Origin of the sequence: Sphingomicrobium marinum (assembly GCF_026157105.1) — a bacterium.
Taxonomy (GTDB): Bacteria; Pseudomonadota; Alphaproteobacteria; order Sphingomonadales; family Sphingomonadaceae; genus Sphingomicrobium; species Sphingomicrobium marinum.
Map to the genome: position 1 here is coordinate 1813701 of NZ_JANPVQ010000001.1, position 25328 is coordinate 1839028.

The 25328-nt window shown below is 61.8% G+C and carries 31 protein-coding genes; 8 read left to right on the forward strand and 23 right to left on the reverse strand.

The window, feature by feature from the left end:
* Positions 1 to 43: 43 nt before the first annotated feature.
* The 3 genes from NUX07_RS09330 to NUX07_RS09340 all read left to right on the forward strand — a co-directional run bounded on the left by NUX07_RS09330 (position 44) and on the right by NUX07_RS09340 (position 2627).
* Positions 44 to 1531 (forward strand): ABC transporter substrate-binding protein, encoded by a 1488-nt coding sequence (locus NUX07_RS09330; protein WP_265530302.1) that lies wholly within the window; start codon positions 44 to 46, stop codon positions 1529 to 1531.
* Complete coding sequence (locus tag NUX07_RS09335; protein ID WP_265530303.1) at positions 1528 to 1938, forward strand: DUF4112 domain-containing protein; 411 nt, start codon at positions 1528 to 1530, stop codon at positions 1936 to 1938. The genes NUX07_RS09330 and NUX07_RS09335 overlap by 4 nt, the downstream gene beginning before the upstream one ends.
* A 137-nt stretch (positions 1939 to 2075) precedes the next feature.
* Positions 2076 to 2627, forward strand: coding sequence for a L,D-transpeptidase family protein (locus tag NUX07_RS09340; protein ID WP_265530304.1), 552 nt, complete (start codon positions 2076 to 2078; stop codon positions 2625 to 2627).
* A 53-nt stretch (positions 2628 to 2680) separates the two neighbouring features.
* On the opposite strand, the gene NUX07_RS09345 is transcribed toward NUX07_RS09340, so the two are convergent.
* The 14 genes from NUX07_RS09345 to NUX07_RS09410 all read right to left on the reverse strand — a co-directional run bounded on the left by NUX07_RS09345 (position 2681) and on the right by NUX07_RS09410 (position 15508).
* Complete coding sequence (locus NUX07_RS09345; RefSeq protein ID WP_265530305.1) at positions 2681 to 4420, reverse strand: TIR domain-containing protein; 1740 nt, start codon at positions 4418 to 4420, stop codon at positions 2681 to 2683.
* On the reverse strand, positions 4417 to 6171 hold the full coding sequence (locus NUX07_RS09350; RefSeq protein ID WP_265530306.1) for a TIR domain-containing protein: 1755 nt from the start codon (positions 6169 to 6171) through the stop codon (positions 4417 to 4419). The genes NUX07_RS09345 and NUX07_RS09350 overlap by 4 nt, the downstream gene beginning before the upstream one ends.
* 103 nt (positions 6172 to 6274) lie before the next feature.
* Positions 6275 to 7267, reverse strand: a complete 993-nt coding sequence (gene nadA / locus NUX07_RS09355; protein WP_265530307.1) for a quinolinate synthase NadA — start codon at positions 7265 to 7267, stop codon at positions 6275 to 6277.
* Between the two features lie 3 nt (positions 7268 to 7270).
* Positions 7271 to 8011, reverse strand: coding sequence for a DUF4230 domain-containing protein (locus NUX07_RS09360; protein ID WP_265530308.1), 741 nt, complete (start codon positions 8009 to 8011; stop codon positions 7271 to 7273).
* Positions 7993 to 8844, reverse strand: coding sequence for an MBL fold metallo-hydrolase (locus NUX07_RS09365; RefSeq protein WP_265530309.1), 852 nt, complete (start codon positions 8842 to 8844; stop codon positions 7993 to 7995). Before NUX07_RS09365 ends, NUX07_RS09360 begins: the two co-directional genes overlap by 19 nt.
* 32 nt (positions 8845 to 8876) lie before the next feature.
* A complete protein-coding gene (locus tag NUX07_RS09370) occupies positions 8877 to 10550 on the reverse strand; it encodes a M56 family metallopeptidase (RefSeq protein WP_265530310.1) in 1674 nt (557 codons plus the stop codon).
* Entirely contained in the window at positions 10547 to 10912 is a 366-nt protein-coding gene (locus NUX07_RS09375) for a BlaI/MecI/CopY family transcriptional regulator (protein ID WP_265530311.1), read from the reverse strand. The genes NUX07_RS09370 and NUX07_RS09375 overlap by 4 nt, the downstream gene beginning before the upstream one ends.
* Positions 10913 to 11023: 111 nt before the next feature.
* Positions 11024 to 11488, reverse strand: coding sequence for a hypothetical protein (locus NUX07_RS09380; protein ID WP_265530312.1), 465 nt, complete (start codon positions 11486 to 11488; stop codon positions 11024 to 11026).
* Positions 11489 to 11551: 63 nt separating this feature from the next.
* On the reverse strand, positions 11552 to 12826 hold the full coding sequence (locus NUX07_RS09385) for a glycosyltransferase (RefSeq protein WP_265530313.1): 1275 nt from the start codon (positions 12824 to 12826) through the stop codon (positions 11552 to 11554).
* Between the two features lie 241 nt (positions 12827 to 13067).
* A complete protein-coding gene (grxD, locus tag NUX07_RS09390) occupies positions 13068 to 13391 on the reverse strand; it encodes a Grx4 family monothiol glutaredoxin (RefSeq protein WP_265530314.1) in 324 nt (107 codons plus the stop codon).
* Positions 13391 to 13633, reverse strand: a complete 243-nt coding sequence (locus NUX07_RS09395) for a BolA family protein (RefSeq protein ID WP_265530315.1) — start codon at positions 13631 to 13633, stop codon at positions 13391 to 13393. Before NUX07_RS09395 ends, grxD begins: the two co-directional genes overlap by 1 nt.
* Positions 13633 to 13959: a DUF1476 domain-containing protein gene (locus tag NUX07_RS09400; RefSeq protein WP_265530316.1), complete on the reverse strand. Its 327-nt coding sequence runs from the start codon at positions 13957 to 13959 to the stop codon at positions 13633 to 13635. Before NUX07_RS09400 ends, NUX07_RS09395 begins: the two co-directional genes overlap by 1 nt.
* Positions 13960 to 14033: 74 nt before the next feature.
* Complete coding sequence (locus tag NUX07_RS09405; RefSeq protein ID WP_265530317.1) at positions 14034 to 15368, reverse strand: L,D-transpeptidase family protein; 1335 nt, start codon at positions 15366 to 15368, stop codon at positions 14034 to 14036.
* A gap of 17 nt (positions 15369 to 15385) precedes the next feature.
* Positions 15386 to 15508: a hypothetical protein gene (locus tag NUX07_RS09410; RefSeq protein ID WP_265530318.1), complete on the reverse strand. Its 123-nt coding sequence runs from the start codon at positions 15506 to 15508 to the stop codon at positions 15386 to 15388.
* A 76-nt stretch (positions 15509 to 15584) separates the two neighbouring features.
* On the opposite strand from NUX07_RS09410, the gene NUX07_RS09415 reads away from it, so the two are divergent.
* Entirely contained in the window at positions 15585 to 16427 is an 843-nt protein-coding gene (locus tag NUX07_RS09415; RefSeq protein WP_265530319.1) for an outer membrane protein, read from the forward strand.
* Between the two features lie 64 nt (positions 16428 to 16491).
* Here the strand turns inward: NUX07_RS09415 and NUX07_RS09420 are convergent, their stop codons facing one another.
* The 8 genes from NUX07_RS09420 to NUX07_RS09455 form a co-directional block, all read right to left on the reverse strand.
* A complete protein-coding gene (locus tag NUX07_RS09420; RefSeq protein WP_265530320.1) occupies positions 16492 to 16767 on the reverse strand; it encodes a hypothetical protein in 276 nt (91 codons plus the stop codon).
* A 2-nt stretch (positions 16768 to 16769) separates the two neighbouring features.
* On the reverse strand, positions 16770 to 17768 hold the full coding sequence (locus NUX07_RS09425; protein ID WP_265530321.1) for an NADPH:quinone oxidoreductase family protein: 999 nt from the start codon (positions 17766 to 17768) through the stop codon (positions 16770 to 16772).
* Entirely contained in the window at positions 17768 to 18409 is a 642-nt protein-coding gene (locus NUX07_RS09430) for a 3-oxoacid CoA-transferase subunit B (protein ID WP_265530322.1), read from the reverse strand. The genes NUX07_RS09425 and NUX07_RS09430 overlap by 1 nt, the downstream gene beginning before the upstream one ends.
* Complete coding sequence (locus NUX07_RS09435) at positions 18409 to 18702, reverse strand: DUF5076 domain-containing protein (RefSeq protein ID WP_265530323.1); 294 nt, start codon at positions 18700 to 18702, stop codon at positions 18409 to 18411. The genes NUX07_RS09430 and NUX07_RS09435 overlap by 1 nt, the downstream gene beginning before the upstream one ends.
* Positions 18702 to 19202, reverse strand: a complete 501-nt coding sequence (locus NUX07_RS09440) for a Cif family virulence factor (protein ID WP_265530324.1) — start codon at positions 19200 to 19202, stop codon at positions 18702 to 18704. The genes NUX07_RS09435 and NUX07_RS09440 overlap by 1 nt, the downstream gene beginning before the upstream one ends.
* Positions 19199 to 19921, reverse strand: a complete 723-nt coding sequence (locus tag NUX07_RS09445) for a CoA transferase subunit A (protein WP_265530325.1) — start codon at positions 19919 to 19921, stop codon at positions 19199 to 19201. Before NUX07_RS09445 ends, NUX07_RS09440 begins: the two co-directional genes overlap by 4 nt.
* Before the next feature lie 66 nt (positions 19922 to 19987).
* Positions 19988 to 20545, reverse strand: a complete 558-nt coding sequence (locus NUX07_RS09450; RefSeq protein ID WP_265530326.1) for a hypothetical protein — start codon at positions 20543 to 20545, stop codon at positions 19988 to 19990.
* Entirely contained in the window at positions 20545 to 20844 is a 300-nt protein-coding gene (locus NUX07_RS09455; RefSeq protein ID WP_265530327.1) for an SCP2 sterol-binding domain-containing protein, read from the reverse strand. The genes NUX07_RS09450 and NUX07_RS09455 overlap by 1 nt, the downstream gene beginning before the upstream one ends.
* A gap of 87 nt (positions 20845 to 20931) precedes the next feature.
* Here NUX07_RS09455 and NUX07_RS09460 point away from each other — a divergent pair, with 87 nt between their 5' ends.
* The 4 genes from NUX07_RS09460 to NUX07_RS09475 all read left to right on the forward strand — a co-directional run bounded on the left by NUX07_RS09460 (position 20932) and on the right by NUX07_RS09475 (position 25022).
* Complete coding sequence (locus NUX07_RS09460; protein ID WP_265530328.1) at positions 20932 to 22359, forward strand: NAD-dependent succinate-semialdehyde dehydrogenase; 1428 nt, start codon at positions 20932 to 20934, stop codon at positions 22357 to 22359.
* A 79-nt stretch (positions 22360 to 22438) separates the two neighbouring features.
* Positions 22439 to 22702 carry a hypothetical protein gene (locus NUX07_RS09465; RefSeq protein ID WP_265530329.1) on the forward strand — a complete coding sequence of 88 codons (264 nt, stop codon included), beginning with the start codon at positions 22439 to 22441 and terminating at the stop codon, positions 22700 to 22702.
* 341 nt (positions 22703 to 23043) lie between these two features.
* Positions 23044 to 23268 (forward strand): hypothetical protein, encoded by a 225-nt coding sequence (locus NUX07_RS09470; protein ID WP_265530330.1) that lies wholly within the window; start codon positions 23044 to 23046, stop codon positions 23266 to 23268.
* A gap of 101 nt (positions 23269 to 23369) precedes the next feature.
* A complete protein-coding gene (locus NUX07_RS09475; RefSeq protein WP_265530331.1) occupies positions 23370 to 25022 on the forward strand; it encodes a thiamine pyrophosphate-binding protein in 1653 nt (550 codons plus the stop codon).
* 86 nt (positions 25023 to 25108) lie between these two features.
* On the opposite strand, the gene NUX07_RS09480 is transcribed toward NUX07_RS09475, so the two are convergent.
* Positions 25109 to 25279: a CsbD family protein gene (locus tag NUX07_RS09480; protein WP_265530332.1), complete on the reverse strand. Its 171-nt coding sequence runs from the start codon at positions 25277 to 25279 to the stop codon at positions 25109 to 25111.
* Positions 25280 to 25328: the final 49 nt, after the last annotated feature.

A 25328-nucleotide genomic window follows, 5' to 3' on the forward strand; every position in this document is an offset into this window, starting at 1 on the left:
CAGTGGCTTGCTGAACCATGGTTGAAAAGAGCATAGCATTTTCATGATCCGCCCTCTCCCCTTCCTGTTCGCGCTTGGCGCTGTCGGCATGCTCACAGCGTGCGGCGACGACAATCCGGGTGAAACACGGGTAATCGTGATCGACGACCAGCCCGAGCTGATCGACGCCGCGCGCACGCCGCCCGATGCAGGCGACGCGGTGCTGATCGATGCGCTTGCGCAGGGCCTGGTGCGTTTCGATGCGCGTGGCCAGGTCGTGCCGGGGCTCGCGGAGCGCTGGCATGTCAGCAATGACGGGCGCAGCTATATCTTCCGTCTGGGCGCTGCCAGCTGGGCGGATGGCCAGCCGGTCGTTGCGCGCGACGTTGCGCAGGCGCTCGAACGACTGGTCGATGCCCCGCGCCACCCGCTGCGCGATGCCTTGCAGAATATCGATGACGTCGTGGCTATGACCGATCGGGTCATCGAGATCCGCCTGTCGCGGCCCCAAGCCGGACTACTGAGTATTCTCGCGCAGCCCGAACTTGGGATCATCAGCCGCGATGGCGGGAGCGGCCCCTTCTTGCTCGGCGAGAATGAGGAAGAAGGCGATGCCGCGGGTTTCCACCTGAGCCGCCTTGTCACCGACCGCGCCAGCGAAACCAGCAGCGAGGAAGTCGTCCACCTCACCGGCCTCGACGCGCAAGCGGCGATCGCCGCCTACCTCGACAGCCAGGCCGATCTCGTGCTTGGCGGGGGCTTCGCGACCTTGCCGTATGCACAGAATGCCAACCTGCCGGGCGGGGCACTGCAGTTCGATCCGGTGCGCGGCCTGTTCGGACTGGTACCGATGCGCAATCGTGGTCCTCTTGCGGATCGTGACTTTCGCCGCGCGCTGAGCCGGTCGGTCGATCGCGCCGCGCTGATCAACGATCTTGGTGTTCCGGGGCTCACGCCGCGCGCGACCATTCTACAGAACGGCCTTGTGGGCGATGTGCGGATCGCAAGCCCGGCATGGCTCGACACGCCCGTCACCGAGCGCCAGGCTGCTATCGCGGCGCGATTGCGCGCGCAACTAGGCCCGGCCGACGCCCAGCAGTCTGCATTGGCCAAGGTTTCGGTCTTTTTGCCGGCAGGGCCAGGCAGCGATATCCTGTTCAATCGGTTGGCAGCCGATTGGGGACGGATCGGGGTGGAAGCGAGCCGCACCGAAAGCGCTGCGCAGGCCGATTATGCCTTGATCGATGTCGTCGCGCCGTCGACCGGGCTCGACTGGTTCGTCAATCGCTTCCGCTGCGCACGCGCCGCGATCTGCGATGAGGCCGTCGAATTGCTGTTCGAGCAGGCCGACAGCACCGACGTGCCCGACCAGCGGCAGCGAATCCTCATCGACGCCAGCGCCGCGATGGACCGGGGCGAGCTGTTCATCCCGCTCACCGCGCCGATACGCTGGTCGTTGGCGAGCCCGCTCGTCACTGGCTTCGCAACCAACAGCCTTGGCCGTCATCCGCTGACCGGCCTGAAACTTACCCTTGCAGAAAGCGCGCCATGACCGATCCGATCTACCCGCCACACGGTGCCGCAAGCCGCCGCACCGACCCGCACTCGATCCGCACCCGGGTCGAAACGCTGGAAAAATTGCTGGAGCGAATGTTTGTCGTCCCGGGGATCAACCAGCCGGTGGGACTGGACGCAATCCTCAGCCTCATTCCGGGCGTCGGATCGGTCAGCGCCGCGGCGCTGGGCAGCTATATCATCTGGGAAGCCCGCAACCTCAACCTGTCCAAATGGCATATGGCACGGATGAGCCTGAACACCGGCTTCGACATGCTGCTTGGCGCCATCCCCGTGATCGGCGTGGTGCCCGATTTCTTCTTCCGGTCGAACAGCCGAAACCTGCGCATTATCCGCAAGCATCTCGACAAGCACCACCCGCAAACGCGCACCATCGACGCGTAAAATCGGAATCGGTTTTCGGAAAGCTGCCGTTAAGGCGAATCGCATTATTTTAGCGACAATGCGGTAGGGAATCAGGAACCCGACTCGCAGCCAAGTCGTTGTGAGTACAAACGCTTTTAGAAAGAAAGTTTTGCACCATGAAGAAGCTAGCACTTGCGCTGGCAGCGGGTGCGCTCGCCCTGAATTCACCCGCTCTAGCCGAAATGAACATCACCACGATCGAGACGGTCGAAGCCAAGCAAACCTCGACCGAACTTGCCGACGAAGCTTATGCCGATTTCGTCATGCAATTCGACCGCACCTCCCTCAAACCCAACAGCTATGTATGGGACGCAAAGGGCGTTAGCGGTGAGGCCCGCGTCGTCGTGTCGCTCGATCGGCAGATGGCCTTTGCCTACAAGGGCGACACGCTCGTTGGCGCTGCATCGGTCTCGACCGCCAAGGAAGGCAAGCTGACGCCCAAGGGTATCTTCCCGATCTGGCTGAAAAAGCCGATGCATTATTCGTCCAAGTACGACAATGCACCGATGCCCTACATGCAGATGATCGACAAATACGGCATCGCGCTGCACGCCGGCCATAACCCTGGCTACCCCGCTAGTGCTGGCTGTATTCGCCTGCCCCAGCAGTTCGCCAAGAATCTTTATGGCATCACCAGTCTGGAATCGACGGTCTATATCGGCGCGTAATGCCATAAAGACCGGTCGGAAGGGCGTCCCGTGAAGAACGGGGCGCCCTTTTCCTATTGGGCCGAAGCGCGTTCCTTGGCGTCGGCCAGCATCTTCTGGAAGCGCGGGTTGCCCCTGATACGATGGAGATCGGGATCGGCCTCGGCGTGCACGAGCAGCGCCGTTCCTGTTTCCTGGAAAAGCGTCTCCAAAATATCCATGGCAGCGTCGTCATCGTGTAACGAGCGGGTCAGGTTGCAGGCCAAGTTATAGCGCATGCTCTGGTTTTCAGGATCGATCAGCAACGCCTTGCGCGTCCATTCGCGTGCTTCGTCGGCCATGCCGAGCACCGCCAGTCCGCCCGCCCCCATGCCATAGGCGCCGCCATTGCCAGGGTCCTTTTCCAGCGCCGCCTTGCAACGATCGATGGTCATCTGCGCGGTGCGATTGCTGTTGTCCGTGTCGCCCTTGGCTTCGTAGCAGGTGAGCAGCATGCCCGACGCGTGATAGTCGCCATCGACCATCGCCACGGCCTTTTCATAATGCTCGATCGCCTTGTCGATATCTTCTTGCTGGAAGAAAATGCGCGCCGCGACCTTGTTGACCTCGAAGCTTTCGGGATCGACCGCCAGCGCCGCCGCCACCTCGCGATTGGCTTCGTCGAAATCGCTGTCCCCGGCGGCAAGCAGCGCCAGGGCCAGACGCGCTTCGGGAAGGTCGGGATCGATCGACAGCGCCGTCTTGGCCGCGCTGCGCGCGTCGACCTTGCGATTGAAAGTGACAATCAGCCGCGCCTGGGCCAGCGCCATCAGCCCCCACGCCTTGGCATAGTCGGGATCGATCGCGGTGGCCTGGCGACTGATACGGATGACGGTGTCCAGCGGGCCGGAATCGCTGTCATTGCTGCTGATCCAGTGCTGGCGGGCCTTGAGATAGAGATTGTAGGCATCCGAGTTGCTCGTGCCGCGCTCCTCGATCGCCTTCTTCTCCTTGGGCAGGAGGTTGAGGCGAAGCGCCGCCACGATGGCCTTCGAGATCTCGTCCTGCAGCGCGAAAATGTCCTGCAATTCGCGATCGTAGCGCTCGGCCCAGATCTGGTTGCAATTCTCCGCATCGGTAAGCTGCGCGGTGATGCGAACGCGCCCGCCGGCCTTGCGCACGCTGCCTTCGACGACATGGCTGACCCCCATGTCGGCGCCGAGACGGTCGATCTCGATCTGCTTGCCCTTGAGCGAGAAGGCCTGGTTTCGCGAGACGACATCGAGCGCCGATACCTTGGCAAGGTCGGTGATGATGTCTTCGCTGATGCCGTCGGAGAAATATTCCTGCTCGCTATCGCCGCTCATGTTCTGGAAGGGCAGCACGATGATCCGCTTGCGATCCGACTTTGGCGTTTCTGTCGCAGGCGCGCTTGGCGACAATGTCGGGCCGACGAGCGAGCCGATACTGTCGAGAATTTTCTTCCAGCCCGCGTGATCGGCAGTGCCCGACCAGTCGGCGAGGTCGGCGCACTGGATCTGGTTGAACGGAATGGGCGGCGTCGTGCCATCGACGCTCATCTGCACCAGCGTCCCGGCTTCCCGCGCAATATCGGCTTCGGCGCGGACCCATTGCGATCGCACCGCCTCGGCCGACCATAGCACCAGCACCGCCTTGGCGTTTTGCAGCCGTTCTTCGATTACCTCGCTGTATGAACGGTGCGCGGGAAGCTCATCGTCGCGCCAGACCTTGAAACCGGCCTGGCGCAGCGAGTCCGCTGCCGCCTTGGCCACCGCTTCGGTCGAGCGCGCATAGGAGATGAAGATGTCGCTCATTTGGTTGCGATTTTCTCCTTGCCCGTCCGTTCCTTCGCTTCGGCCAACATTTTTTGGAAGCGGGGGTCGTCGCGGATCTTGTCCATGTCGGGATCAACCTCACAATGTATCAACGATTCGCGGGCGATCTTGGCGAAGAACGGCTCCAGCACCTCGATCGCCTTGTCATTGTCATCCATCTCGCACACCAGTGTGCACGCAAGGTTGTAGCGCATCATCACATTATCGGGATCGATCAGCAGGGCGCGCTCGATCCATTGCTTGGCGCGCGCATTGTCGCCAATCGCAGCAAGGCAATAGACGCCTAGGCCAAGAGCGGAACCGTTGCTGGGATCGCGTGCAATGCATTTCTCGCATCGCTCAATACTGATTTTGGCAGCGCGGATTTCGTTTTCGCGGTCGCCCTTGGCCTTATAGCAGGTGACAAGCATGGCAGGCCCATGATGGTCTTCTTCCAGCAACGTGAGTGCCAATTCGTAATGCTCAATCGCCCGGTCTAGATTACCCGTCTGGAAGAATTCGCGCGCTGCTTCCTTGTGAGCCTCGAAAGAGTTGGGGTCGATTTCGAGGGCCTTGGCCAGTAATTCGCCGGCTTCCTCGCGCTTGTCCTCACCCGCCAACAACACGGCCTTGGCACACATCGCTTCGACATTTTCGGGATCTAACTCGAGCGCTCGCGCGGTCGCCGGTTCCGGGTCGATCTCGACATCATACGTCATTCGAAGGCGCATCTGGGCTAGCGCCATAAGACCCCAGGCCTTCGCGTAATTATCGTCAAGCGCGACGGCACGCTGGCAGATACGCACCGCGATCTCCATGCTGCGTTTGTCGACGCCGTACCCGTTGATCCAGTGCTGACGAGCAAGCAGGTAGAGATCATAAGCTTCCGAGCTAGATGTACCGCGGCTTTCGATTGCCTTCTTTTCCTTGGGCAGCAATTTCAGCCGCAAAGCCGAAACGATCGCTTTGGAAATTTCGTCCTGGATCACGAAAATGTCGTCGAGTTCGCGATCAAAGCGGTCCGCCCACAGTTGGCTTTCATTGATCGCGTCGGTCAGCTGCGCCGTAATCCGCACACGACCAGGTCCCTTTCGTACGCTGCCTTCTACGACGTGTGTGACGCCTAGATCATCAGCCAACTGTTCGACGTCGACCGATTTGTTCTTGAAGGAAAAAGCGCGATTGCGTGCAACGACGTCGAGCGACGACACCTTGCTGAGGTCGGTGATGATGTCTTCGCTGATACCGTCAGAAAAATACTCTTGCTCGCTATCATCGCTCATATTCTCAAACGGTAGGACGAGCACGCGCATCGCTTGTGTTCCTGCGCGTTTCTGCCTCACCACCAGTTCCTGCTCCGCCGAACCGGTAAGCGATCGCACGCTGTCGAGCACCTTCTTCCAACCCGAGTGATCGTCATTGCCGGACCAGCCGTTCAGGTCGGCGCATTGGATCTGATTGAAGGGAATTGGGGGCGTTGTGCCATCGACGCTCATCTGGACGAGCGTACCACGATTTCTGGCAATATCTGCTTCGGCGCGGACCCATTGTGACCGCGCCGCTTCTGCAGACCACAGCACCACGACGGCCTTGGCCTGTTCAAGCCGTTCTTCGATGACGTCGCTGTAGCTGCGATGGGCCGGAAGTTCATCGTCTCGCCAGACCTGGTGACCAGCCGCAACTAGCTGATCCCCAACTGCCTTGGCGACAGCCTCGGTCGATCGCGCATAGGAAATGAAGATGTCGCTCATGCGCGCCTGCAAGCCCCTTATCCGGTCAAAACGCTACGCATACTCCGTCTTCCAACCCAACACCCATACACAACGCACGTTAGTCTGGCGATTCCCCAATCGCTCAAACCTGCGGTTTTCCGACGTCGCCCTGCCCCACCGTGCGCCCTGCCATGTCGAGCATCCGGTCGAGCGGTTTGCGCGCCGCATCCATCAATTCGTCCGACAATTCGATACGGGGTTCGAGGTCGCGTAGCGCGACGTAGAGCTTCTCGAGCGTGTTGAGCGCCATGTAGGGGCACATGTTGCAGTTGCAGTTGCCATCGCCGCCCGGCACCCCGATGAACTCGGTTTCGGGGCGCGCCTTGCTCATCTGGTGGATGATGTGCGGCTCGGTAGCGACCAGCACCGTCTTGGCGTCGGTCTCGATGCAGAATTTGAGGATCGAACTGGTTGAGCCGACATGATCGGCATGTTCGACGATATGCGGCGGGCATTCGGGGTGCGCCGCGACCGGCGCGCCTGGATGCTCTTCCTTGAGCTTTAGCAATTCGGTTTCGCTGAATGCCTGATGGACGATGCAGATGCCCGGCCACAACAGCATGTCGCGGCCCGTCTTGCGCGCAAGATAGCCGCCCAGGTGGCGATCGGGCGCGAAGATGATCTTCTGGTCCATCGGGATCTGGTCGAGGATCACGCCCGCCGACGAGGAGGTCACGATGATGTCTGAGAGCGCTTTCACTTCGGCCGAGCAATTGATGTAGGTCAGCGCGATGTGATCGGGATGCTGTTCGCGGAATTTCTTGAATTCCTCGGGCGGGCAGCTGTCTTCCAAGCTGCATCCGGCATCCATGTCGGGCAGGATGACCGTCTTTTCTGGTGAGAGGATTTTAGCCGTTTCGGCCATGAAGCGCACGCCGCAAAAGGCGATTACCTCGGCATCGGTTGCCGCGGCTTTGCGCGACAGGTCGAGGCTGTCGCCGACAAAATCGGCCAAGTCCTGGATTTCGGGCTTCTGGTAATAATGCGCGAGGATGACCGCATTGCGCTCTTTCTTGAGCCGGTCGATCTCGGCCAGCAGGTCTTGGCCGACGGGGGGACGCACGGGGGCGCTCATGCCTTATTCTCCTTTGGCGTTGCGGCGGCGCTGGGCCTCCGCAAGGGCGTTCTCATAAGATGTAGAATGATCGAGCACGTCCGTCGAGGGTTGCGGATCGCTACGGAACCGCGCTTCGACGCGGACGTTGGTGATCCCCGCAGCACGCAGCGGCAGTTCGAAATTGCGCCGCACGGCATCGCGAGCGGCTTCGCGAGCGAGCCCGAGCGGCACCGCGCCGCCCGCCTGCTTGCGCAAGTCTTCGATCGCGCCTTGCTGGTTGGCGCGCGTCAGCAGTTCATCGGCATCGGTCACCGCGCCAAGGATGCCCGTCTCGCCATATTCGCGCGCCGCGGCGAGATCGACTTCGGGGCCCGCGATTTCGATGTCGGGCATGGTGACCGTAAGCGTCCGGCTGGCCTCGTCCCAATCGAGATCGCCGCGATCGATCTTACCCATATCGAGTTCGTAGCGGGCCGTGCCCGGCAGGATGAGCGTGCGCTCGGCATCGAGCAGACCGGCAAAACGCTCCTGCCGCGATGTTACGACCGACACGAAGCGGGCGGTAAAGGGCACGAGCCGGTTCTGCGCCTGCATCGCCTCGAGGCTGGTGGTCACGATGGTTTCGGGATCGGGACCCCTCTCCGCTCGGTCGAGCAGCGACGAGCCGACAAAATAGAGGGCCAGGATCGCCGCGATCCCCAGCAGACCGGCGATGATCACGTTTCGGCTGTTTTCCGGCTGCTCTACGCGATCGTCTTCCATCCATCCTCCGTCTCTTCGACCAGCCCGCGCTGCGCCAGATCGACGAGGTGGGCATGGACCGATCCGCCGGCAGCCGGGCGAAGGCGCGGATCGAGGCCGGGGTAGCAGTTGAGGACGATCGTTTGGATGTCCCGGTCTCCTGCCTCCAGCCGCTTCATAATCTGCTTTTCGCGCGACAGTCGGTGTCCGATGAGATGACGCACCAACCGCTGAGGACGTTCCACCGGCGGGCCATGCGCGGGAAAGTAGATGCTGTCTTCGCGCTTCCGGAGCTTTTCGAGGCTGTCGAGATAGGCGCGCATGTCGCCATCGGGCGGCACGACCACCGTGGTCGACCAGCCCATCACGTGATCACCCGTGATCAGCGCATCGCCCACCGCAAAGCATAAATGGTTCGAGGTATGGCCGGGTGTCGCCACCGCCGTCATGGTTACGCTGCCAGCTTTAAGACTTTCGCCATCTTGGAGCACGCGATCGGGTGAATATTGATCGTCAAACGAGGCATCCGCGCGTGGCCCCACGGCCTCTAGCGCAAGCGGCGCACAGCCGATGATCGGCGCCCCGGTTCTGGCCTTGAGCGGGGCGGCGCCCGGGCTGTGATCGCGGTGCGTATGGGTGCAACTGATCGCAACCAATTCGCGCTCGCCGATGCCGTCGAGAATAGCTTCGATATGTTCGTCGAGATCGGGTCCGGGATCGACGACGATGACCGCATCGTCATCGCCCACGATGTAGGTCTGCGTTCCCGTGTACGTATAAGGAGACGGATTACGCGCCAGCAGGCGGGAGATTCCGGCGTGAACCGGCTCGATCTTGGCGTAGGGGGCATCCACGGCAGCCTCCTGCCACGGACGCCCCGATCACGCTAGTCCTGAGCGTAGGAGTCCATCTTGGCAATTGCGCGTTCCATGTCCGCTTCGGCGCGGGCCATCTGCGCGTCGATCTGGTCCCAATCGACCGAGGCCATCGCTTCGCTGACGACCTTGTCGATGTCCATCGTCTCAAGGCTACGGAGCGCTTCGGTCAGCGCGATCTTCTGGATGCGGACTTCCTCGGCATTGCCGCCCGAACTGTCGAGTTTGCGCAGTTCGCGGCGGATTTCGCGGCGTGATTCATCGAGTTCGCGTCGCATCTCCTCGCGGTCCACCCAATGGTTGCGCTGCGTGTCGCGGCGTTCCGATTGAAGCTCGCGACGTTCCTGCCTGATCTCGCGGATCGCCTCACGCATTTCGCGCTTGGCCTCGGCAAGTTCGGCGCGGACTTCGGCCTTCTCCTCGGGAGTCAAATCCTTCCACTCCTTAGACTTGCCATTGATCGAGATGGTGTGCGGGTGCGCGGTCCAGCTGTTCGCCATGGCAGGCACCATTGGCGCACGCGGCGGCCGCGGTGCGCGCGGGGCAATTACCGGTGTCGGCACACCTTCGATCAAGATGGGTGCGGCTGGCGCCGAAGGAGCAGCAGGTACGACAGGAGCGGCGGGTGCGACGGGCGCCGTCGGCGCGGCCGGAGCAATCGCTGCGGTCGGTGCAGCCGGCGCTGTTGGCGCTGCCGGCGCAGCGGGGCGATCGACATATTCGACCGCCTTCGTAGCGGTCAGCGGCAGGCCGATGACCAGCGTTGCGGCAATCGCCGCGGTGCCGGCGTGACGCAGCATCTTGTTCTTGCGGAAAGTCATGGTCTTCAGTCTCCGTTTCAGGTTTTCCGGGTCGTCCAGCGCGGCGGCGAAGAGCGTTGCACGCCCGCTGGCCGCCTTGGCGATGGCACGCCCGTACGTGACGCGATCCCCTGAAGTGATGGTGCCGATAACGCGCGCATCGCAGGCCGCTTCCTGGTCGAAGCGAAATGCGCGCCATGCGGCCCATGCCACCGGGTTGAACCAGTGGACCGACAGCACGGCAAAAGCGGCGAGATTGGCGATGAGGTCCCCGGAACGGTGATGCGCAAGCTCATGGTCGAGCGCCAATTCCTGTTCGCGGGTGGTAAAATTATCGTCGAAGTCGACCGGCAGGGCGATCACCTTGTCGACGATCCCGAAGGCGACCGGGCCGGTAACGGCGGGCGAGCGTACCAGCTGGACCTTTCCGAGGGTAGCGACGCGCTCGGCCTGCCTCATGATATCGGCGCGCTCGCGGGCATATATCAGCAGGCGAGCGGCAAAAAATCCCGCCGCGCCTATCGCCCAAGCCACTAGCAAGATGCCCGGAGCGCCGCCGATCGCCGCGACCTGGCTTTCGATCAGGCCGGGCGCAGCCGCGACCTCGTTTGCAAGCGGCGGCATCACTGGTTCGTTTGGTGCCGAAGCCGAAGCCATGAGCACGGCGCTCGGCGAGGCGGAAACATTGGGCATCGCGCCTGCCGCGGCAGCAGGTCGCTCGACCGTTTCGGTCAGCACCGGCATCAGCATCCGCGCGCCGGGGATCAGCCACAGCATGTAGGCCACCTGGGCACCAAAGGCCTCGGCGACAGGGCGGCGAATAGCCAGCACCAGCAGCATCAGCGCGGTGGTGACGATCAGCGTATCGAGGAGCCATTCGCTCATTGCTTGAGCTCCTTCAGCAGCGCTTCGATGTCGGCGATATCGTCTTCACTGAGCGCGTTGTCTTCCGCCAGATGCGCGATCATCGGGGTCAGCTTGCCCCCGAACAGGCGGTTGACGAGACGCTTCGATTCAGCGCGCACCGTCGCACCGCGTTCGACCGCGGCGCTATAGAGGTAGCGACGTCCGTCCTGTTCGTGCTTGAGGGCGCCCTTGCCCGCCAGGCGCGAGACCATGGTCTTGACCGTCGCAAGGCTCCAGCCGCGTGACGCAGGTACGCGTTTGGCGATGTCGGTTGCGGTCAGCGGCTCGGGTGCGGCCCAGACGCTTTCCATGATCACCCATTCGGCTTCGGATATGCGCATGACGACTCCCTCTTTCGATTACGTGTGTAATCATTCCGCTTACGGTTGTAAACGGGAGAGCAAGTCGGTTTTCGACGAATGGACGAACGGCGGTGCGAGCGCCCCTATGCGCTAGCCGTCGTTAGCTTCGCTCTGCGTACGTGCGATTTCCGCATCGATATCGTCGAGCAGGCTGGCTTTGCCGGCAGCATCGAGGGCATCCATTTGGATCACTTTTTCCTTGGCGCTTTCCAGCAGGGTCACCCACTTTTCAGGATCATCGCTTTCGCCGCACAGCTTGATTTCGCGCGACTGCTTCTTGCCGTCGTCGCTGGTCATTTCGATCTTGGTGGCGAAGATGCGTCCCGGACAGTCGGAGGCCATTTTCTCGGCGCGATCGCGCTCGATCGTTTCCATCCCTTCGCCGCCGACGCCCTTCTTGCGCACGACAGTTTTCTCGACATGGCGTTCGCCATTCTCGTCGACCGTGACCTTTTCTTCGACGGTTTCGATTTCAGTCTCGGTTTCCTCTACGGGCTGAGCGGATGCCGGTGCCGTGATCAGCGCGGCTGCAGCAAGAAATTTCCAGTGGCTCATGCTTCTCTCCCTCTATCGTGTCGCCCCGCGGATGCCGCGGCGCGCCTGAATCTCGCTTGAATATTAGCCCGCACGCTCGATCATCGACAAGGCCCCAATGCTCGGCTGGACGCCCGCGATCTTCGCTCTGGCGGCGGCGCGGCGGAATGCAGCGGGGTAGATCTTGTCGAACAGGCGGCTCATTGCCGCATCCCAGCTGAAGCTTTCCGCCAGGGCACGCGCGTTGCGGCTCATCGCTTCGCGGTCGCCGTTCCAGACGTGCAAGATCGCATCCTTGAGCGCCTCGGGATTGCCCGGCTCGGCCAGGCTGCCCGCCTCGGGCGGCACGCGGTCGATCATTGCGCCGGCACGCACTCCGACGACGGGCAGACCGCACGCCTGCGCTTCCAGCGTCGAGATGCCGAAGGTCTCATGTGCCATTCCCGACAGGAACAGGTCGGCGCTGGCCTGCCATTCGGCCAGTTTGGCGCGGTCCGCGACATAGCCGCAGGCGCGCACCGGGAATTCGCGGCCCATCGCGTCGATCTCGTCGCGCAGTGGGCCATCGCCGAACATGATCAGTCGCGCGCCCAGTTCCTTGGGCAGGCGGGTAAAGGCGTCGACCACCAGGTCCGCCCCTTTTTCCTGATCGAGCCGCCCGACATAAATAAACAACGGCGTATCGGGACCGGCACCGACCAGCGCGCGCTTTTCGTCGCTGCGCCGGTCGGGATGGAAGGTGTGGCGGTCGACCCCGCGGTGCATGCGATGGACGCGGCCGACACCAAGCTCGCGAAGCCGCTTGCCGCCGCCATGCTCGCTCATCGCGTAGACCGCGTCGAACTTGGAATAAAGCCGCTTGCAATAGCGATAGGCCACACGCCCGCCCCACTTGGCGACACCCTCGCCCGGCCACTTCCAGTCGCGCAGCGTATGTTCGATATAGACGGTGGGAAAATCGGTGCAGTAGCCGCCGACCGTCGCCGTGCCGGCATGCTTCTTGGCGTGCTTTAGTGCCTGCCAGGGAAGATTGTAGGCGTCCTGGCATTCGATCAGGTCGGGTCGATAGTCCGCCAGCACTTCGCGCACCTTTCGGTTGCGCAGGAGCAGGCGGTAATTGGTCCGCTTTGGCACCAACGGCGACTTGATATAGGCGGTGATCGCACGCCCTTCGTCGCTGACGACGATATCGTCCGCAGGGCCTGGCACGATCAGCAAATGGTGGTGCGGTGTCTTCTCGAGGATATGACGACGCTTGCGGCGAATATACGTGCCGATCCCGCCGCCCGTCTCCGACCAGCTTTGCGTCAAATCGCAGATCATCAGCGATTGCGGGTCGCGTTCAGCGGGCACCAGCATCGATTTACCTCTCTTCCCCCGTCACAACGCGACTTCTGTCGGAATTTTTTACGCTTGCACCAAGCTGGCCGAAGCGCGTTAACGCAGAAACGTTAGATTTTCGGGCTTTTTCAAAACTGGCACGGGGTGTGCAAAGTATTTGGCGTCCACACACTGGTTCCACAAACCATAAGAGGGACGGCGCAGCGATATCTGGTCTCGCTCCGCCGTCCCTTCTTATTTGTGCGAACGGCAAGACCGCTCAGCCTTCGGCTTTTTCGATACCGAAGAGCTGGTGCAATTCACCGCTTTCGAACATTTCCATCATGATGTCGCTGCCGCCGACGAATTCGCCCTTCACATAAAGCTGGGGAATGGTCGGCCAGTCCGAGTAGGCCTTGATGCCTTCACGGATTTCCATGTCCTGCAGGACATCGACCGTTTCGAACTCGACCCCAAGATGCTGGAGGATTGCCACCGCGCGGCTGGAAAAGCCGCATTGCGGGAACAGCTCGCTTCCTTTCATGAAAAGGACCGTGTCGTGCTCCTTCACGGTCTGGTCGATACGGGTCTTTACGTCGCTCATCAGTCTTCCTCTTGTGGCACGCGCGTTACCAGTTGGAGCGCATGCAACTCTCCGCCCATGCGGCCGCCCAGCGCGGCATACACCATCTGGTGCTGTCGAACGCGGGGCTTTCCGGCAAATTCCTTACTGATAACCGTGGCAGAATAATGGTCGCCGTCGCCGGCGAGGTCGGTGATCTCCACGTCCGCGTCGGGCATGGCCTCCTTGATCAGCCGCTCGATATCGGCGGCGGCCATCGGCATTAATCGAGGCTTTCGATAAAGTGTCGGCGGGCTTCGACTTCCTTGTGCTCGAGCTCCTGGCGGACGGTCGCATCGTCAATATCGATACCCGCACCGGTCAGGTCGCCAAGGACTTTCCGAATGACGTCTTCATCGCCGGCCTCTTCGAAATCGGCGCGAATGACGTCCTTGGCGTAGGCTTCCGCCTCGACTTCGGACAAGTTCATCTTGTCCGCCGCCCACAGGCCAAACAGCCTGTTGCGCCGGGCGATGACTTTGAACTGCATTTCCTCGTCGCGCGCGAACTTGGTTTCGAACGCCTTTTCGCGGTCGTTGAAATCGGTCATTGTTGTTCCCCCTCGGGTGTGTCGTTTCGCGCGAGATAGGGTCGGGCGGCCGCGAAGGCAATGCGGCCGTCGCCTTAATCCATTCCCGAAGCAGGCGCAGTTGCGGACGGAGCCACCAGCTGATTGCGCGCATTGAGGGCGGCCAGCGTCGTCGCATCCTTTTGATAACGATCTTGCGAATAGGCGATCGGGCCATCGTGCGCGTGCGCGGTCATGTAAGTGACGTACACCGGCGTAGGCTCTGGAATAAGGATGTGGTGCTCGGTCTGATCCGTCTGGGGGATCGGCCCACCTTTATAGAGCCACTTGGCAAAACGGGCGTAATCCTCAACGCGCACGCAGCCATTCGATTTGGCGCGGTTGTCCAGGTCGAAGTATTCGGGCTTTTCGGTGTCGTGAAGATAGATGCCTTCCGGATTGGGGAAGTTGAACTTCATGTTGCCCATCGAATTGGTCGGCCCCGGACGCTGCCGGATCTTGAGCTCGCCGCGGCGGCCGGCACCTCGCCAGTCGACCGTCTTCGGATCGAGGACATTGGCGTTCACATCCCAGCTGTCGATGACTTCGTAGCCCTTGCCGTTCAGATAGCGATCGCCTTCCGCAAGATAACGGGCCGTAACGTTTTTCACGAGATGATTGGGAACGTGCCAGTAGGGATTGAAAGTAGCGCGATATATCACGCTGGCGATTTCCGGCGTGTAGAGTTGCGGCCCCTCTTCGGTTTTCCCGACGACGATCTTCATGTGATCGACGAGGCGTCCCTGTTCATACATGTACATGCGCTGCGACGCGGAATCGACCACGACGAAGCGACCGCGCTTGGGAAAGGCGCGCGCCCGCGCAAGGCTGGCTTTCACCTTGTCGAGATCTTCGCCGGTCGGCGCTTCCTGCACCGCGGCCTTGCGCAAATTTTCGTAAAAGGCATTGAGCGTCAGCGTACGCTCGACATAAGCCGCAAGCGACGGGACCGCCGCGCCGTTTTTGAGATGGACACCGCGCGAAATCCGATCCGGACGCGCCCAATCGTCACCGTAGATGACGCCCGGCACCGGGGCCTGCAGGAAATCGACAAAATCGAGGAAGGCTGCGGTAAGGACCCGGTCGGCTGCCTTCTTGTCGGCGTCGCTACCCGTGCGGGCTGCAGAAATGGCCTGGTTGATTGCGGCGGCATCGGCCGCGCCCTTGGCATAACCTTCGACATGCGAAACAGCGAGACGCGTGGCGAGGATCGTAGCAGCGGCGAAGCCATCTTCGTCCGCGGTCCATTCGAGCGTCGCGTTAGCTACCGCCGGCACGCCTTGGGCATGCTGCTGCGAGGGGAACGCCGAAGCCTGTTGCGGCGGTGTGGCCTGCTGCGCAAACGCAGCGGCGGGCAGCACTAAACCGCTCAGAAAAGTAACAATTTTCATATCTACGTAACGCCTCTTCACAAAATATCGGTTCCCGGTGCTCCGGTATACAACTTCAGCCTTTCAGCCGTTTTTTCAATAGGCTGCGGAACATTGACCTGCGCTTTACCACGGATCGGCGCAAGAAAGTCACGGGTCAACGCAATAGCTATGACGTTACGGAACGCCAGCGCTCCCGCGCGATTGAGCGAATGACCAATCAAGGGGTAAATGAGTATGAAAAAACTGATTTGTGCGGCTCTCGCAACGACTGCAATGGTGGCAACACCGGCGCAGGCCCGTGACGGCAGCCCTTATTTCGCTCTCGATGGCGGTGTGATGACCGTCAATGATGTCGACCTCGACATCGTCGGTGTAGGCGTCGAAAACGACCTCACAAACGAATATGAGGATTACGGCTCGACCTTCTCGGCCCGCGTGGGCTACGACTTCGGCGCGTTCCGCCTCGAAGCAGAAGGCAACTACAGCAAGATCGGCGTCGAAACGACTTCGTTCGATCCGGTCCTTGTCGCTGCCGACATTTCCGATTTCAACAGCCTGCCTGCACAGGGCGACATGAGCACCTTTGCGGGCTTTGCCAACGCGCTTATCGACCTTGGCGACGATGACGGCTTCCAGTTCAGCGCTGGTGGTGGTGTCGGCTTCATGTCGGTCGACCACGACTTTGCGCTGACGCAGGACTTTAGCGTTGATGACCGCGACAGCGGCTTTGCCTGGCAGCTGCTGGCCGAAGTGCGCAAGGCCGTCAGCCCCAACCTCGACCTGGGTGTCCGTTACCGTTACCTCAACGGGCCGGAATTCACCTATGACGTGGCTGGTCTTGAAGTGAACGGTGAAAGCCCGCGTGGCCACAGCCTGATGGGCTCGCTCACCTTCAACTTCGGTGGTGCAACGCCGCCGCCGCCGCCGCCGCCGCCTCCCCCGCCCCCGCCGCCTCCGCCGCCCCCGGCGACGCAGACGTGCCCGGACGGTTCGGTGATCCTGGCGACCGAGGCTTGCCCGCCGCCTCCGCCGCCTCCGCCTCCGCCCCCGCCGCCGCCTGAGCCCGAGCGCGGCTAAGCGGAAAACGCCAAGCACTTGGCGTTCTAACAAGAAGAGGTCGACCTTCGGGTCGGCCTCTTTTTTATTGCGAGAAGAAGCGGAAGGCTGCGATCACGGCCACGATGGCGAGTAGCGCGAAATCTCGCCGACGATCGCTTAGTCGAACAAGGGGCGACACTTGGTCGACAATTGCCGATCGAGCCAAGTCGTAGATGATCGCTGAAATGGCGCCAATGGCCAGCACGAGCATGAAATGCCTGCCCGAAATGCCAAGAGCGATAGCGCCGAACAGGATGAACGACGGTATCTGCCAGCAGCCGGCCGGCATCAGCGGCTTTTTTGCGGCGCGGTCGTCCACGCCTAGTCCATTGTAACGACGAGTTTTCCAATCGCCTTGCGCGCCGCCATGGCCGCGATGGCTTCGCCGCCTTTTTCAAGCGGGAAAGTGCCGGTCACGCGCGGATTGATCTTTCCCTCGGCCCACAAATCGAACAGCGCTTTGACGTGCGCCGCGTTGGCCTTGGGATCGCGCGCCGCAAACGCACCCCAGAAAACCCCGCGCACGTCGCAGCTTTTCAGGAGCGTGAGATTGAGCGGCAGCTTGGGGATGCCCGCAGGGAACCCGATCACCAGGTATCGCCCTTCCCACGCGATCGAGCGCAAGGCGGGTTCGCAATAATCGCCGCCCACGGGATCGTAGATGACATCGAAGCCGTCGCCGCCCGCCACCTTCTTGAAATCGGCGGCCAGTGCCTTGCTCGCTTCCTTGTCGAAGGGTCCGCGGTCGTAGACGATACAGTCGTCGGCGCCCGCATCGCGCGCCGCGCGGGCTTTTTCGGGGCTCGAGACCGCAGCGACGACGCGCGCCCCCTTGGCTTTGCCCAGTTCGACCGCCGCAAGCCCAACGCCTCCCGCCGCACCGAGCACGAGCAGGTTTTCACCTTCCTTCAGCTCGCCGCGATCGTAGAGCGCGTGGATCGACGTGGCGTAAGTCAGTAAAAACGCCGCGCCGTCCCTGAACTTGATGTTCTCGGGCAGCGGGATGGCGCTGGCCGCGGGAATGACGATCTGTTCGGCAAGCCCGCCAAAGCCCGGCACCGCGATGATCCGATCGCCTTCGCTCCAGCCTTCGACACCGTCACCCACGGCCGCGACTGTGCCCGCGATCTCGCCGCCGGGCGCGAAAGGACGCGGCGGACGCATCTGGTAGAGGTCCTGAATGATCAGCACGTCGGGATAGTTGATCGCCGCCGCCTTCACGTCGACCAGCAGTTCACCTGGACCCGGCGAAGGGCTGTCGACTTTGTCGAGCTGCAGCGTCTCGGGCCCGCCCGGTGCGTGGCTGCGCAGCGTGCGCATCAAAGATCGACCTCGTAACTCGCGGTGGTCTTCTCCGTGATCTCATCGACCGTGACGCCGGGCGCCAGTTCGATCAGGCGGAACGGACTGTCATGGTCTTTCCGGTGGAACACACCCAGGTCGGTAATGATCATTTCGACGACGTTTTGCCCGGTCAGCGGCAGGTCGCACTCGGGTTTGAACTTGGGATCACCGTTCTTGGAGACGTGCTCCATCACCACGATGATCTTCTTCACCCCGGCCACCAGGTCCATTGCCCCGCCCATGCCCTTGATCATCTTGCCGGGGATCATCCAATTGGCGATGTCGCCATCTTGCGAAACTTCCATCGCGCCAAGCACGGTCAGGTCGATATGTCCGCCGCGGATCATCGCGAAGCTGGTGGCGCTGTCGAAATAGCTCGATTGCGGCAGTTCGCTGATGGTCTGCTTGCCGGCGTTGATAAGATCGGCATCGACCTCGTCCTCGTAGGGGAAAGGCCCGATACCCAGCATGCCGTTTTCCGACTGTAGGGTCACCGTCTTGCCGTCAGGGATATAATTGGCGACCAGCGTCGGAATGCCGATGCCCAGATTGACGAAGTAGCCGTCTTCCAGTTCCTCGGCGGCACGCGCCGCCATCTGGTTACGATCCCAAGGCATCAGTTCGCTTCTCCTTCCCCGTCGGTAGGGTTTTGCAGTTCGGCCATCAGCCCGGCCATGATCGATTCGAAGGCGTCGCCCGCTTCGATGCCCTTGGCCTGCGCGAAAGCCATTGCGCCGTGCTTCATCAGGTCGACGCAAATCATCCCGAGCGCGAAAGGCTCGTCGATCGTCTCGGCATTGACGAGCAGCGTATTGGGGCCCTCGCGCCCCATGAAGATGCGGACAACTTCGTCGCTGTCGTCCAGCATGTTGCCGAGCGGCTCGATGTCGATGGTGGTGGCGTCGGCCATCATTCGTCTCCCTTGGCCGCGAGATCGGCGGGAACGGGAAGATCGGGTCCGGCAGGCTGCCAAAGGATCGTGTTCACTTTCCATTCGCCATCGATCTTCACCAGCTGGAAGCTGTTGACACCGGTGACGAGGATGTTGCCATCATGGCTCCCGGCACGGCCTTCATAGGCCGACCAGACATGGGCAAGATTGCCGAAAATCTCGATGCGGTTGCCGGTTTCGAGTTCATGAAAGCCGCTGTCCATGAGGAGCTTTTCGGAGCGCTCGATATAACCATCCACGCTAAGCGGGAGCGGACCATTCGGGCCGATGGGGGTCAGCGTAGCGTTCTCGGTCATCATCGAGCGCATGGCGTCCCAATCGCGTGCTTCGCCGACCGGGCCGGAAATCACCGCATAGACGGCGTCGATGCGGGCCTGGACGGCCGCTTCGTCACCGCTGTCCTGCGCCAGCCCGGGCGCGGTTGCGGCCAGCGCTGCAATACCAATCAGCTTCCTCATGCCACTTCCCTTTCACGCGTCGTCACGAACTCGATCTTCTTGTCATAGGGCGCGCCAAGGATCATGCGATTGACGAACACCGCGGGCAGATGGATGCAATCGGGATCGAGGCTGCCGACCGGCACGATTTCCTCGACCTCGGCAACGCATACCTTGCCGCACGTGGCGGCAGGCAGGTTGAAGTTCCTTGCGGTCTTGCGGAACATGAGGTTGCCAGCCTCGTCCGCCTTCCAGCCCTTCACGATCGACAGGTCGGCGAAGATGCCGCGTTCAAGAATGTAGGTCTCGTTGACGCCATCGCGATTGGGGAAGTCCTTATGCTCCTTGCCCTCGGCCACCACGGTGCCGACGCCCGTCTTGGTATAAAACCCGGGGATCCCTGCCCCGCCCGCCCGCATGCGCTCCGCCAACGTGCCTTGCGGGCAGAATTCGACCTCGAGCTCCTTGGCGAGGAACTGGCGCTCGAACTCCTTGTTCTCGCCGACATAGGAGCTGATCATCTTCTTTACCTGCTTGGTGCGCAGGAGCTTGCCGATGCCTTCGTTGTCGATGCCCGCATTGTTGGATGCGAAGGTAAGGTTCTGGACGCCGCTGTCCTTGATCGCATCGAGAAGTCGTTCTGGGATACCGCACAGCCCGAAACCGCCGGCTGCGATCAGCATGTCGTCCCGGAGCAAGCCATCGAGCGCTTCGGCAGCGCTGTCGTAGATCTTCTTCATGAAATACGCCTCCTGTTCGCAGCAGGCGATAGGCGCTTCAATCTCGCTCGGCAACCGCCCGAGCGGCTAGGGCTGTTCGGGCGCTGCGATGATGACGTCGTTGCCCGCATCAACGACCTGGTAGGCCGGGTCGCCGGTGGGATTTCTGGCATAGCCGGCCTCGCCATGCGGCACGGCCATGACACGCTCGGCAACCCCGCCGCCATAAACAGTGATGCCTAGCTCGGCCCAACCGTCTTCGCCCGCCGCCAATTTGTAGACGGGCAACTGCGACGGTCCGATCTGATCGAGGATACGGTAGCTGTCACCCGCCTTGCGCAGCACATAAAGCGAGCAGCCGCCTGTCCCGCAAATCATCGGATCGATCGCATAGGCAAGCACTTCGGCTTCGCCATCGCCGTCAAGATCGGTCGCGCCGGTCTGCAGGCGCAGCGAATCCGGGCTCGAAAGATCGTCCTTCAGCGCCTCGTACATAACGCCCGCCAAGGCTTCATTGTCGATGTCGGCGACGGGCGCAGACGGAGCGGCGACTTCGTTGGCGGTGTCATTGTTCGCCGCGTCCGGCGCCTCGCCACCTTCGCAGGCGGCGAGGGCAAGGATCGGCGCCAGCGCGGCGGCGCGCATCAGCCTTTCAACTTCGCGAGGACGCCCTGCAGTTGCATGGCGTTGGACATGTCGCCCTCGACCTTGAGCTTGCCGGTCATGAAGGCGGTCATGCCGTCAAGCTGGCCATCGGCCATCGCCTGCCAGTCATCCCAGGCGACCTTGATCGTGGTATCGGCGTCGCCGTCATCTTCGCTGACCTGCTTGTCGACGCCATTGAGCATGACCACTCCCTTGTCGCCGAAGTCCATCTTCACCTTCTTGCCGTCCACCCAGGCGTTGCTTTCCTGCATTTTGGCGACGAGTTCTTGCTTGGTCATACTGAATCTCCTGTAAGTAAGTTGCGCATGGCGTAGCGAGGTGCGCCAGCCCTTTCAAGACGAACGCATCGCGCCTATGTGCGCTCCATGACTTATCAAACCGATCTCAAACTCTTTATCGATGGCGCATGGCGGGCGGGCGAAGGCCGCGATTGCCATGCCGTCGTCAATCCCGCCACCGCCGCCACGATCGCCGAGCTTCCGCTCGCGACCGAGGCCGACCTCGACGAAGCGCTCGCAGCGGCGCATAAAGCCTTCCCGGGCTGGCGCGATACGCCGGTCGAGCAGCGTTCGGCGATGCTCAGGAAAGTGGGCAAGCATCTCAAGGAAAACGCCAAGGAAATCGGCGCGCTACTGACGCAGGAACAGGGCAAACCGGTCAAGGAAGCCGTCGGCGAAGTCTATGGCGCTGCCTCGATGTTCGATTGGTACGCCGAGGAGATCAAACGCGATTACGGCCGCACGTTGGTGCGCCCGGTCGGCCAGCGGTCGATCGTTCAGCATCAGGCGGTTGGCGTCGTGGCGACCTTCACGCCGTGGAACTTCCCGATCTACCTGCTTGCCAAAAAGGTTGCTGCGGCCCTGGCTGCGGGCTGCACCGTCATCTCCAAGCCGCCCGAAGAAACGCCCGCCTGCACGCTTGCCGTCGCCAAGGCGGTCGAAGCTGCCGGCATTCCGCAAGGTGTGTTCCAGCTGGTCCACGGCGTGCCCGACATGGTGAGCCGCCACCTCATCGGCTCCGCCATCGTGCGCAAGGTCAGCTTCACGGGCTCGGTCCCGGTGGGCAAGCACCTGATGAAGCTGGCATCGGAAAATCTGCAGCGGCTGACGCTCGAGCTTGGCGGCCATGCGCCGGTGCTGGTGTTCGACGACGTCGATCTCGACAAGACGCTCGACATGCTGGTGCCGCAGAAGTTCCGCAATGCGGGCCAGGTCTGCGTCTCCCCCACCCGCTTCACGGTGCACGAAAAGATCTACGACGACTTCGTGAAGGGCTTCGCCGAGCGCACCGCGAAGGTCCAGATGGGCGATGGCATGAACGACGACACGCAGATGGGTCCGCTTGCCAACGCGCGGCGCCCCGAAGCGATCGAAAAGCTGGTCGAGGATGCACGGTCCAAGGGCGCCAAGATCCTCGCCGGGGGCGAGCGCGGCGGCAACGGCTTTTTCTACAAGCCGACTTTGATCGCGGACGCCTCGCTCGACACCGATATCATGAATCAGGAGCCGTTTGGCCCGGTTGCGGTGGCGCGCCCGTTCAGCGATCTCGACGATGCGCTCGAGCAGGCTAACCGCCTGCCGTTCGGGTTGGCCGCATTTGCTTTCACCAACGACCTCAAGACCGCGAATATTCTTGGCGACCGGCTGGAAGCCGGCATGGTCGGCATCAACAGTTTTGCCATTTCGGCCGCCGACGCGCCCTTCGGCGGCGTAAAGGATTCGGGCTTCGGTTCGGAAGGCGGCAAGGAGGGTCTACGCACCTACCAGGTCGCCAAGGCAATCCATATGGGCTGAGCGCCGCGGCGCTTTTATTGCAACAAAACCGACACGCACCGCGTTCTTCCGCCACCTGTCATAGCTAGAGGGAAGTGAAATGGCTGAATCGACTGATGGAAACAAAACCCTATTATGGGTAATTCTCGGCGCAATCCTGCTGGTAATTATCCTGTTCGCCACCGGCATCATCGACATGAGCTCGGAAGGCGGAGAAATGCCTGACGTCGAAGTCGAAGGTGGCGCTCTGCCCGATGTCGATGCGGATGTCGCCGATGTCGGCGTTGGCACCGAAGAAGTCACCGTCGAAGTGCCGGAAGTCGAGGTCGATGCAGCCGACGCGGAAGCCGAAGACGACGACTAAGTCTCGTTCTAACTCCGACAAGAAAAGGCGGTCCCTCGGGATCGCCTTTTTTTTGCATTGCGACCAGTCGATTGCGCGACGATTACAACTGTCGTCGATGGTACAGGCCCGTTCGTCGGCTCGTATGAGCGTCTCACCGACCGGTCGAACTTCGATTGAGAAACATCCGCTATTCGCGAAGATGGATTTGCCTGGCGGGTGACCTTTCCCCGTGACGCGAGGCCCCCGCCCGCCAGGTGCCTCGGCCACTGCCTCCCCAGGGTTAGTGGCCGAGGACCCATCAACGGAGTAAAGATACGATGTACACCGGAGTGATAACCAAACTCGATGCTGCCAGTGGAGTGGCGCAACTTCAACCCGATGGATCGGACCAAGCGATTGCGGTCGCTATCGCCCAGCTGGGCGCTGCTGCCAAGGAACAGGCTCGTTTCGCATTCGAAATGACGCACAGCCCCGGCGGCGACTTCGAGATCAACTATGCAAGAGCTCTGTTACCGCAGACCTATGTCGGTCGTTCGCCGAGCCTGGCCGATCGTCGTCGCCCCACCCACGCCGTTTGGCGTTAGCCAAGGAAAAGCCCCTCCCGCGCATAGGGGGCCAGGCCCGTCGTCCATGGTCCGGACGGCGGGCCTTTCTTTTTAGTGCACCCCTGCTTAAGCGCTGATCCATGAATGCGAAGCTACCCACCCGCTCAGGCGGGCAAATCCTGATCGACCAGCTCAAGATCCAGGGCGTCGATCGCATCTTCACGGTCCCCGGCGAGAGCTTTCTCGACGCGCTCGATGCGCTCCACGATGCCGACACGATCGACACTGTCGTCTGCCGCCAGGAAGGTGGCGTAACCTACATGGCGGATGCCGATGGCAAGATGACGGGCAGGCCCGGAATCGCCTTTGTTACCCGCGGTCCGGGCGCGACGAACGCGTCGGCGGGCGTCCATGTGGCTTTCCAGGACTCCACCCCGATGATCTTGTTCGTCGGCGGGCTCGACCGGCGCGACAAGGACCGCGAGGGCTTCCAGGAGATCGACTTTCCCGCCTTCTTCGGACCGATCGCCAAATGGGCAGCGCGGATCGATGATGCGCGCCGCATCCCCGAATATGTCGCGCGCGCCTTCCGTGTCGCCACCGCAGGGAGACCGGGACCGGTGGTGCTCGAAATCCCCGAGGATATGCTCACCGACGAGGTGGAAACTGCCGATCGCCCCGCCATCCCGCCTATTGCCCAGCCGCCATGCGCCGGGGCCGTGGGCGCGATGATCGACCTACTTAAGGATGCGGTGAGCCCGGTTGCCATCGTTGGGGGCGCCGACTGGAGCCCCAAGGCGGGCCATTATTTCGCGGAATTCGCTACGCGCGTCGGGCTTCCCGTCGCCGCCTCGTTCCGCCGTCAGGATGCGGTGGTCAATGACTGTCCCGTCTATGCCGGCCAGCTCGGCTATGGCCCCAACCCCAAGTTGCAGCAGCGCATTCGCGATGCCGACCTGATTCTCGCGATCGGCACCCGTCTCGGCGAAAGTACTACCGAGGGCTATACGCTGGTGACTCCCGACCACCCGGGCCAGACACTGGTGCACGTCCATCCCGATCCCAACGAGCTTGGTCACGTCTACCACGCCGATCTGCCAATCTGCGCTGACATGGCGGAGTTCGCGGAAATGGTCGCCGATTGGCTTGACGATGACCTCGTGCCTTTCTCGCTCGGCCATGAAGCGCACGCCGAATGGCTTGAATGGTCGACGCCCCAGCCGCGTGACGGCGTGGTGATGGACCTGGGCCCCTGTGTCGCGGCAATGCGCGAAGCGCTTCCGGCCAACACCATCATCTGCAACGGCGCCGGCAACTTCTCGGGCTGGTGGCACCGCTATTGGCACTATGGTCCGCAGCCGACGCAGCTTGCGCCCACTAGCGGCACGATGGGCTATGGCCTTCCTGCCGCGGTGGCAGCCGCGCTACGCTTCAAGGACCGCCCGGTCGTTTGTGTTGCCGGGGACGGCGATTTCCTGATGAACGGCCAGGAATTGGCGGTTGCGGCGGCTCGCGGAGCCGACCTGCTAGTCATCCTCGTTGATAATGGCGGCTACGGCACGATCCGCATGCACCAGGAGCGCGACTATCCTGATCGGATCAGCGCCACGCAGCTGACCAACCCCGACTTCGTCACCTTGGCGCAAAGCTTCGGCGGCTGGGGCAAACGCGTGGAATCCACCGATGCGTTCGAACCGGCATTGAAGGATGCAATGGGCAGAAGCGGCATACGCCTGCTTCATCTCATCACCGATATAAACGTCATCACCAACAGCAAGATGCTGAAGGGCTGATAGATCGCCCCGCGTAGCACGAGAAAGGCCGCTCCCGATCAGGAGCGGCCTTTGTTCGAGCCTCAAAGGCTCGCGTGACGAATTGATTAGACGTCGTTGCCGAGCGCCCCTTCAACTTCACCCTTGAGCTGCTGGGCCTTGCCCTTGGTTTCCTGCTCGCGGCCTTCCTGGCGCATTTCGGGGTCGTTCGACTTCTGCTTCATTTCGCCAATGGCTTCGTTGGTGTTGCCTTTGATCTTTTCTTTCAGTTCACCCATGGTGATACTCCTTACTAAGTTGCGAATTACTCTATCAACGTAAGGAGTT

Excerpts from the sequence above, each read along its gene's own strand:
- NUX07_RS09330 (WP_265530302.1), top strand. The coding sequence starts at position 44 with ATGATCCGCCCTCTCCCCTTCCTGTTCGCGCTTGGCGCTGTCGGCATG.
- NUX07_RS09335 (WP_265530303.1), top strand. The coding sequence starts at position 1,528 with ATGACCGATCCGATCTACCCGCCACACGGTGCCGCAAGCCGCCGCACC.
- NUX07_RS09340 (WP_265530304.1), top strand. The coding sequence starts at position 2,076 with ATGAAGAAGCTAGCACTTGCGCTGGCAGCGGGTGCGCTCGCCCTGAAT.
- NUX07_RS09345 (WP_265530305.1), bottom strand. The coding sequence starts at position 4,420 with ATGAGCGACATCTTCATCTCCTATGCGCGCTCGACCGAAGCGGTGGCC.
- NUX07_RS09350 (WP_265530306.1), bottom strand. The coding sequence starts at position 6,171 with ATGAGCGACATCTTCATTTCCTATGCGCGATCGACCGAGGCTGTCGCC.
- nadA (WP_265530307.1), bottom strand. The coding sequence starts at position 7,267 with ATGAGCGCCCCCGTGCGTCCCCCCGTCGGCCAAGACCTGCTGGCCGAG.
- NUX07_RS09360 (WP_265530308.1), bottom strand. The coding sequence starts at position 8,011 with ATGGAAGACGATCGCGTAGAGCAGCCGGAAAACAGCCGAAACGTGATC.
- NUX07_RS09370 (WP_265530310.1), bottom strand. The coding sequence starts at position 10,550 with ATGAGCGAATGGCTCCTCGATACGCTGATCGTCACCACCGCGCTGATG.
- NUX07_RS09375 (WP_265530311.1), bottom strand. The coding sequence starts at position 10,912 with ATGCGCATATCCGAAGCCGAATGGGTGATCATGGAAAGCGTCTGGGCC.
- NUX07_RS09380 (WP_265530312.1), bottom strand. The coding sequence starts at position 11,488 with ATGAGCCACTGGAAATTTCTTGCTGCAGCCGCGCTGATCACGGCACCG.
- NUX07_RS09385 (WP_265530313.1), bottom strand. The coding sequence starts at position 12,826 with ATGCTGGTGCCCGCTGAACGCGACCCGCAATCGCTGATGATCTGCGAT.
- grxD (WP_265530314.1), bottom strand. The coding sequence starts at position 13,391 with ATGAGCGACGTAAAGACCCGTATCGACCAGACCGTGAAGGAGCACGAC.
- NUX07_RS09395 (WP_265530315.1), bottom strand. The coding sequence starts at position 13,633 with ATGCCGATGGCCGCCGCCGATATCGAGCGGCTGATCAAGGAGGCCATG.
- NUX07_RS09400 (WP_265530316.1), bottom strand. The coding sequence starts at position 13,959 with ATGACCGATTTCAACGACCGCGAAAAGGCGTTCGAAACCAAGTTCGCG.
- NUX07_RS09405 (WP_265530317.1), bottom strand. The coding sequence starts at position 15,368 with ATGAAAATTGTTACTTTTCTGAGCGGTTTAGTGCTGCCCGCCGCTGCG.
- NUX07_RS09415 (WP_265530319.1), top strand. The coding sequence starts at position 15,585 with ATGAAAAAACTGATTTGTGCGGCTCTCGCAACGACTGCAATGGTGGCA.
- NUX07_RS09425 (WP_265530321.1), bottom strand. The coding sequence starts at position 17,768 with ATGCGCACGCTGCGCAGCCACGCACCGGGCGGGCCCGAGACGCTGCAG.
- NUX07_RS09430 (WP_265530322.1), bottom strand. The coding sequence starts at position 18,409 with ATGCCTTGGGATCGTAACCAGATGGCGGCGCGTGCCGCCGAGGAACTG.
- NUX07_RS09435 (WP_265530323.1), bottom strand. The coding sequence starts at position 18,702 with ATGGCCGACGCCACCACCATCGACATCGAGCCGCTCGGCAACATGCTG.
- NUX07_RS09440 (WP_265530324.1), bottom strand. The coding sequence starts at position 19,202 with ATGAGGAAGCTGATTGGTATTGCAGCGCTGGCCGCAACCGCGCCCGGG.
- NUX07_RS09445 (WP_265530325.1), bottom strand. The coding sequence starts at position 19,921 with ATGAAGAAGATCTACGACAGCGCTGCCGAAGCGCTCGATGGCTTGCTC.
- NUX07_RS09450 (WP_265530326.1), bottom strand. The coding sequence starts at position 20,545 with ATGCGCGCCGCCGCGCTGGCGCCGATCCTTGCCCTCGCCGCCTGCGAA.
- NUX07_RS09455 (WP_265530327.1), bottom strand. The coding sequence starts at position 20,844 with ATGACCAAGCAAGAACTCGTCGCCAAAATGCAGGAAAGCAACGCCTGG.
- NUX07_RS09460 (WP_265530328.1), top strand. The coding sequence starts at position 20,932 with ATGACTTATCAAACCGATCTCAAACTCTTTATCGATGGCGCATGGCGG.
- NUX07_RS09465 (WP_265530329.1), top strand. The coding sequence starts at position 22,439 with ATGGCTGAATCGACTGATGGAAACAAAACCCTATTATGGGTAATTCTC.
- NUX07_RS09475 (WP_265530331.1), top strand. The coding sequence starts at position 23,370 with ATGAATGCGAAGCTACCCACCCGCTCAGGCGGGCAAATCCTGATCGAC.
- NUX07_RS09480 (WP_265530332.1), bottom strand. The coding sequence starts at position 25,279 with ATGGGTGAACTGAAAGAAAAGATCAAAGGCAACACCAACGAAGCCATT.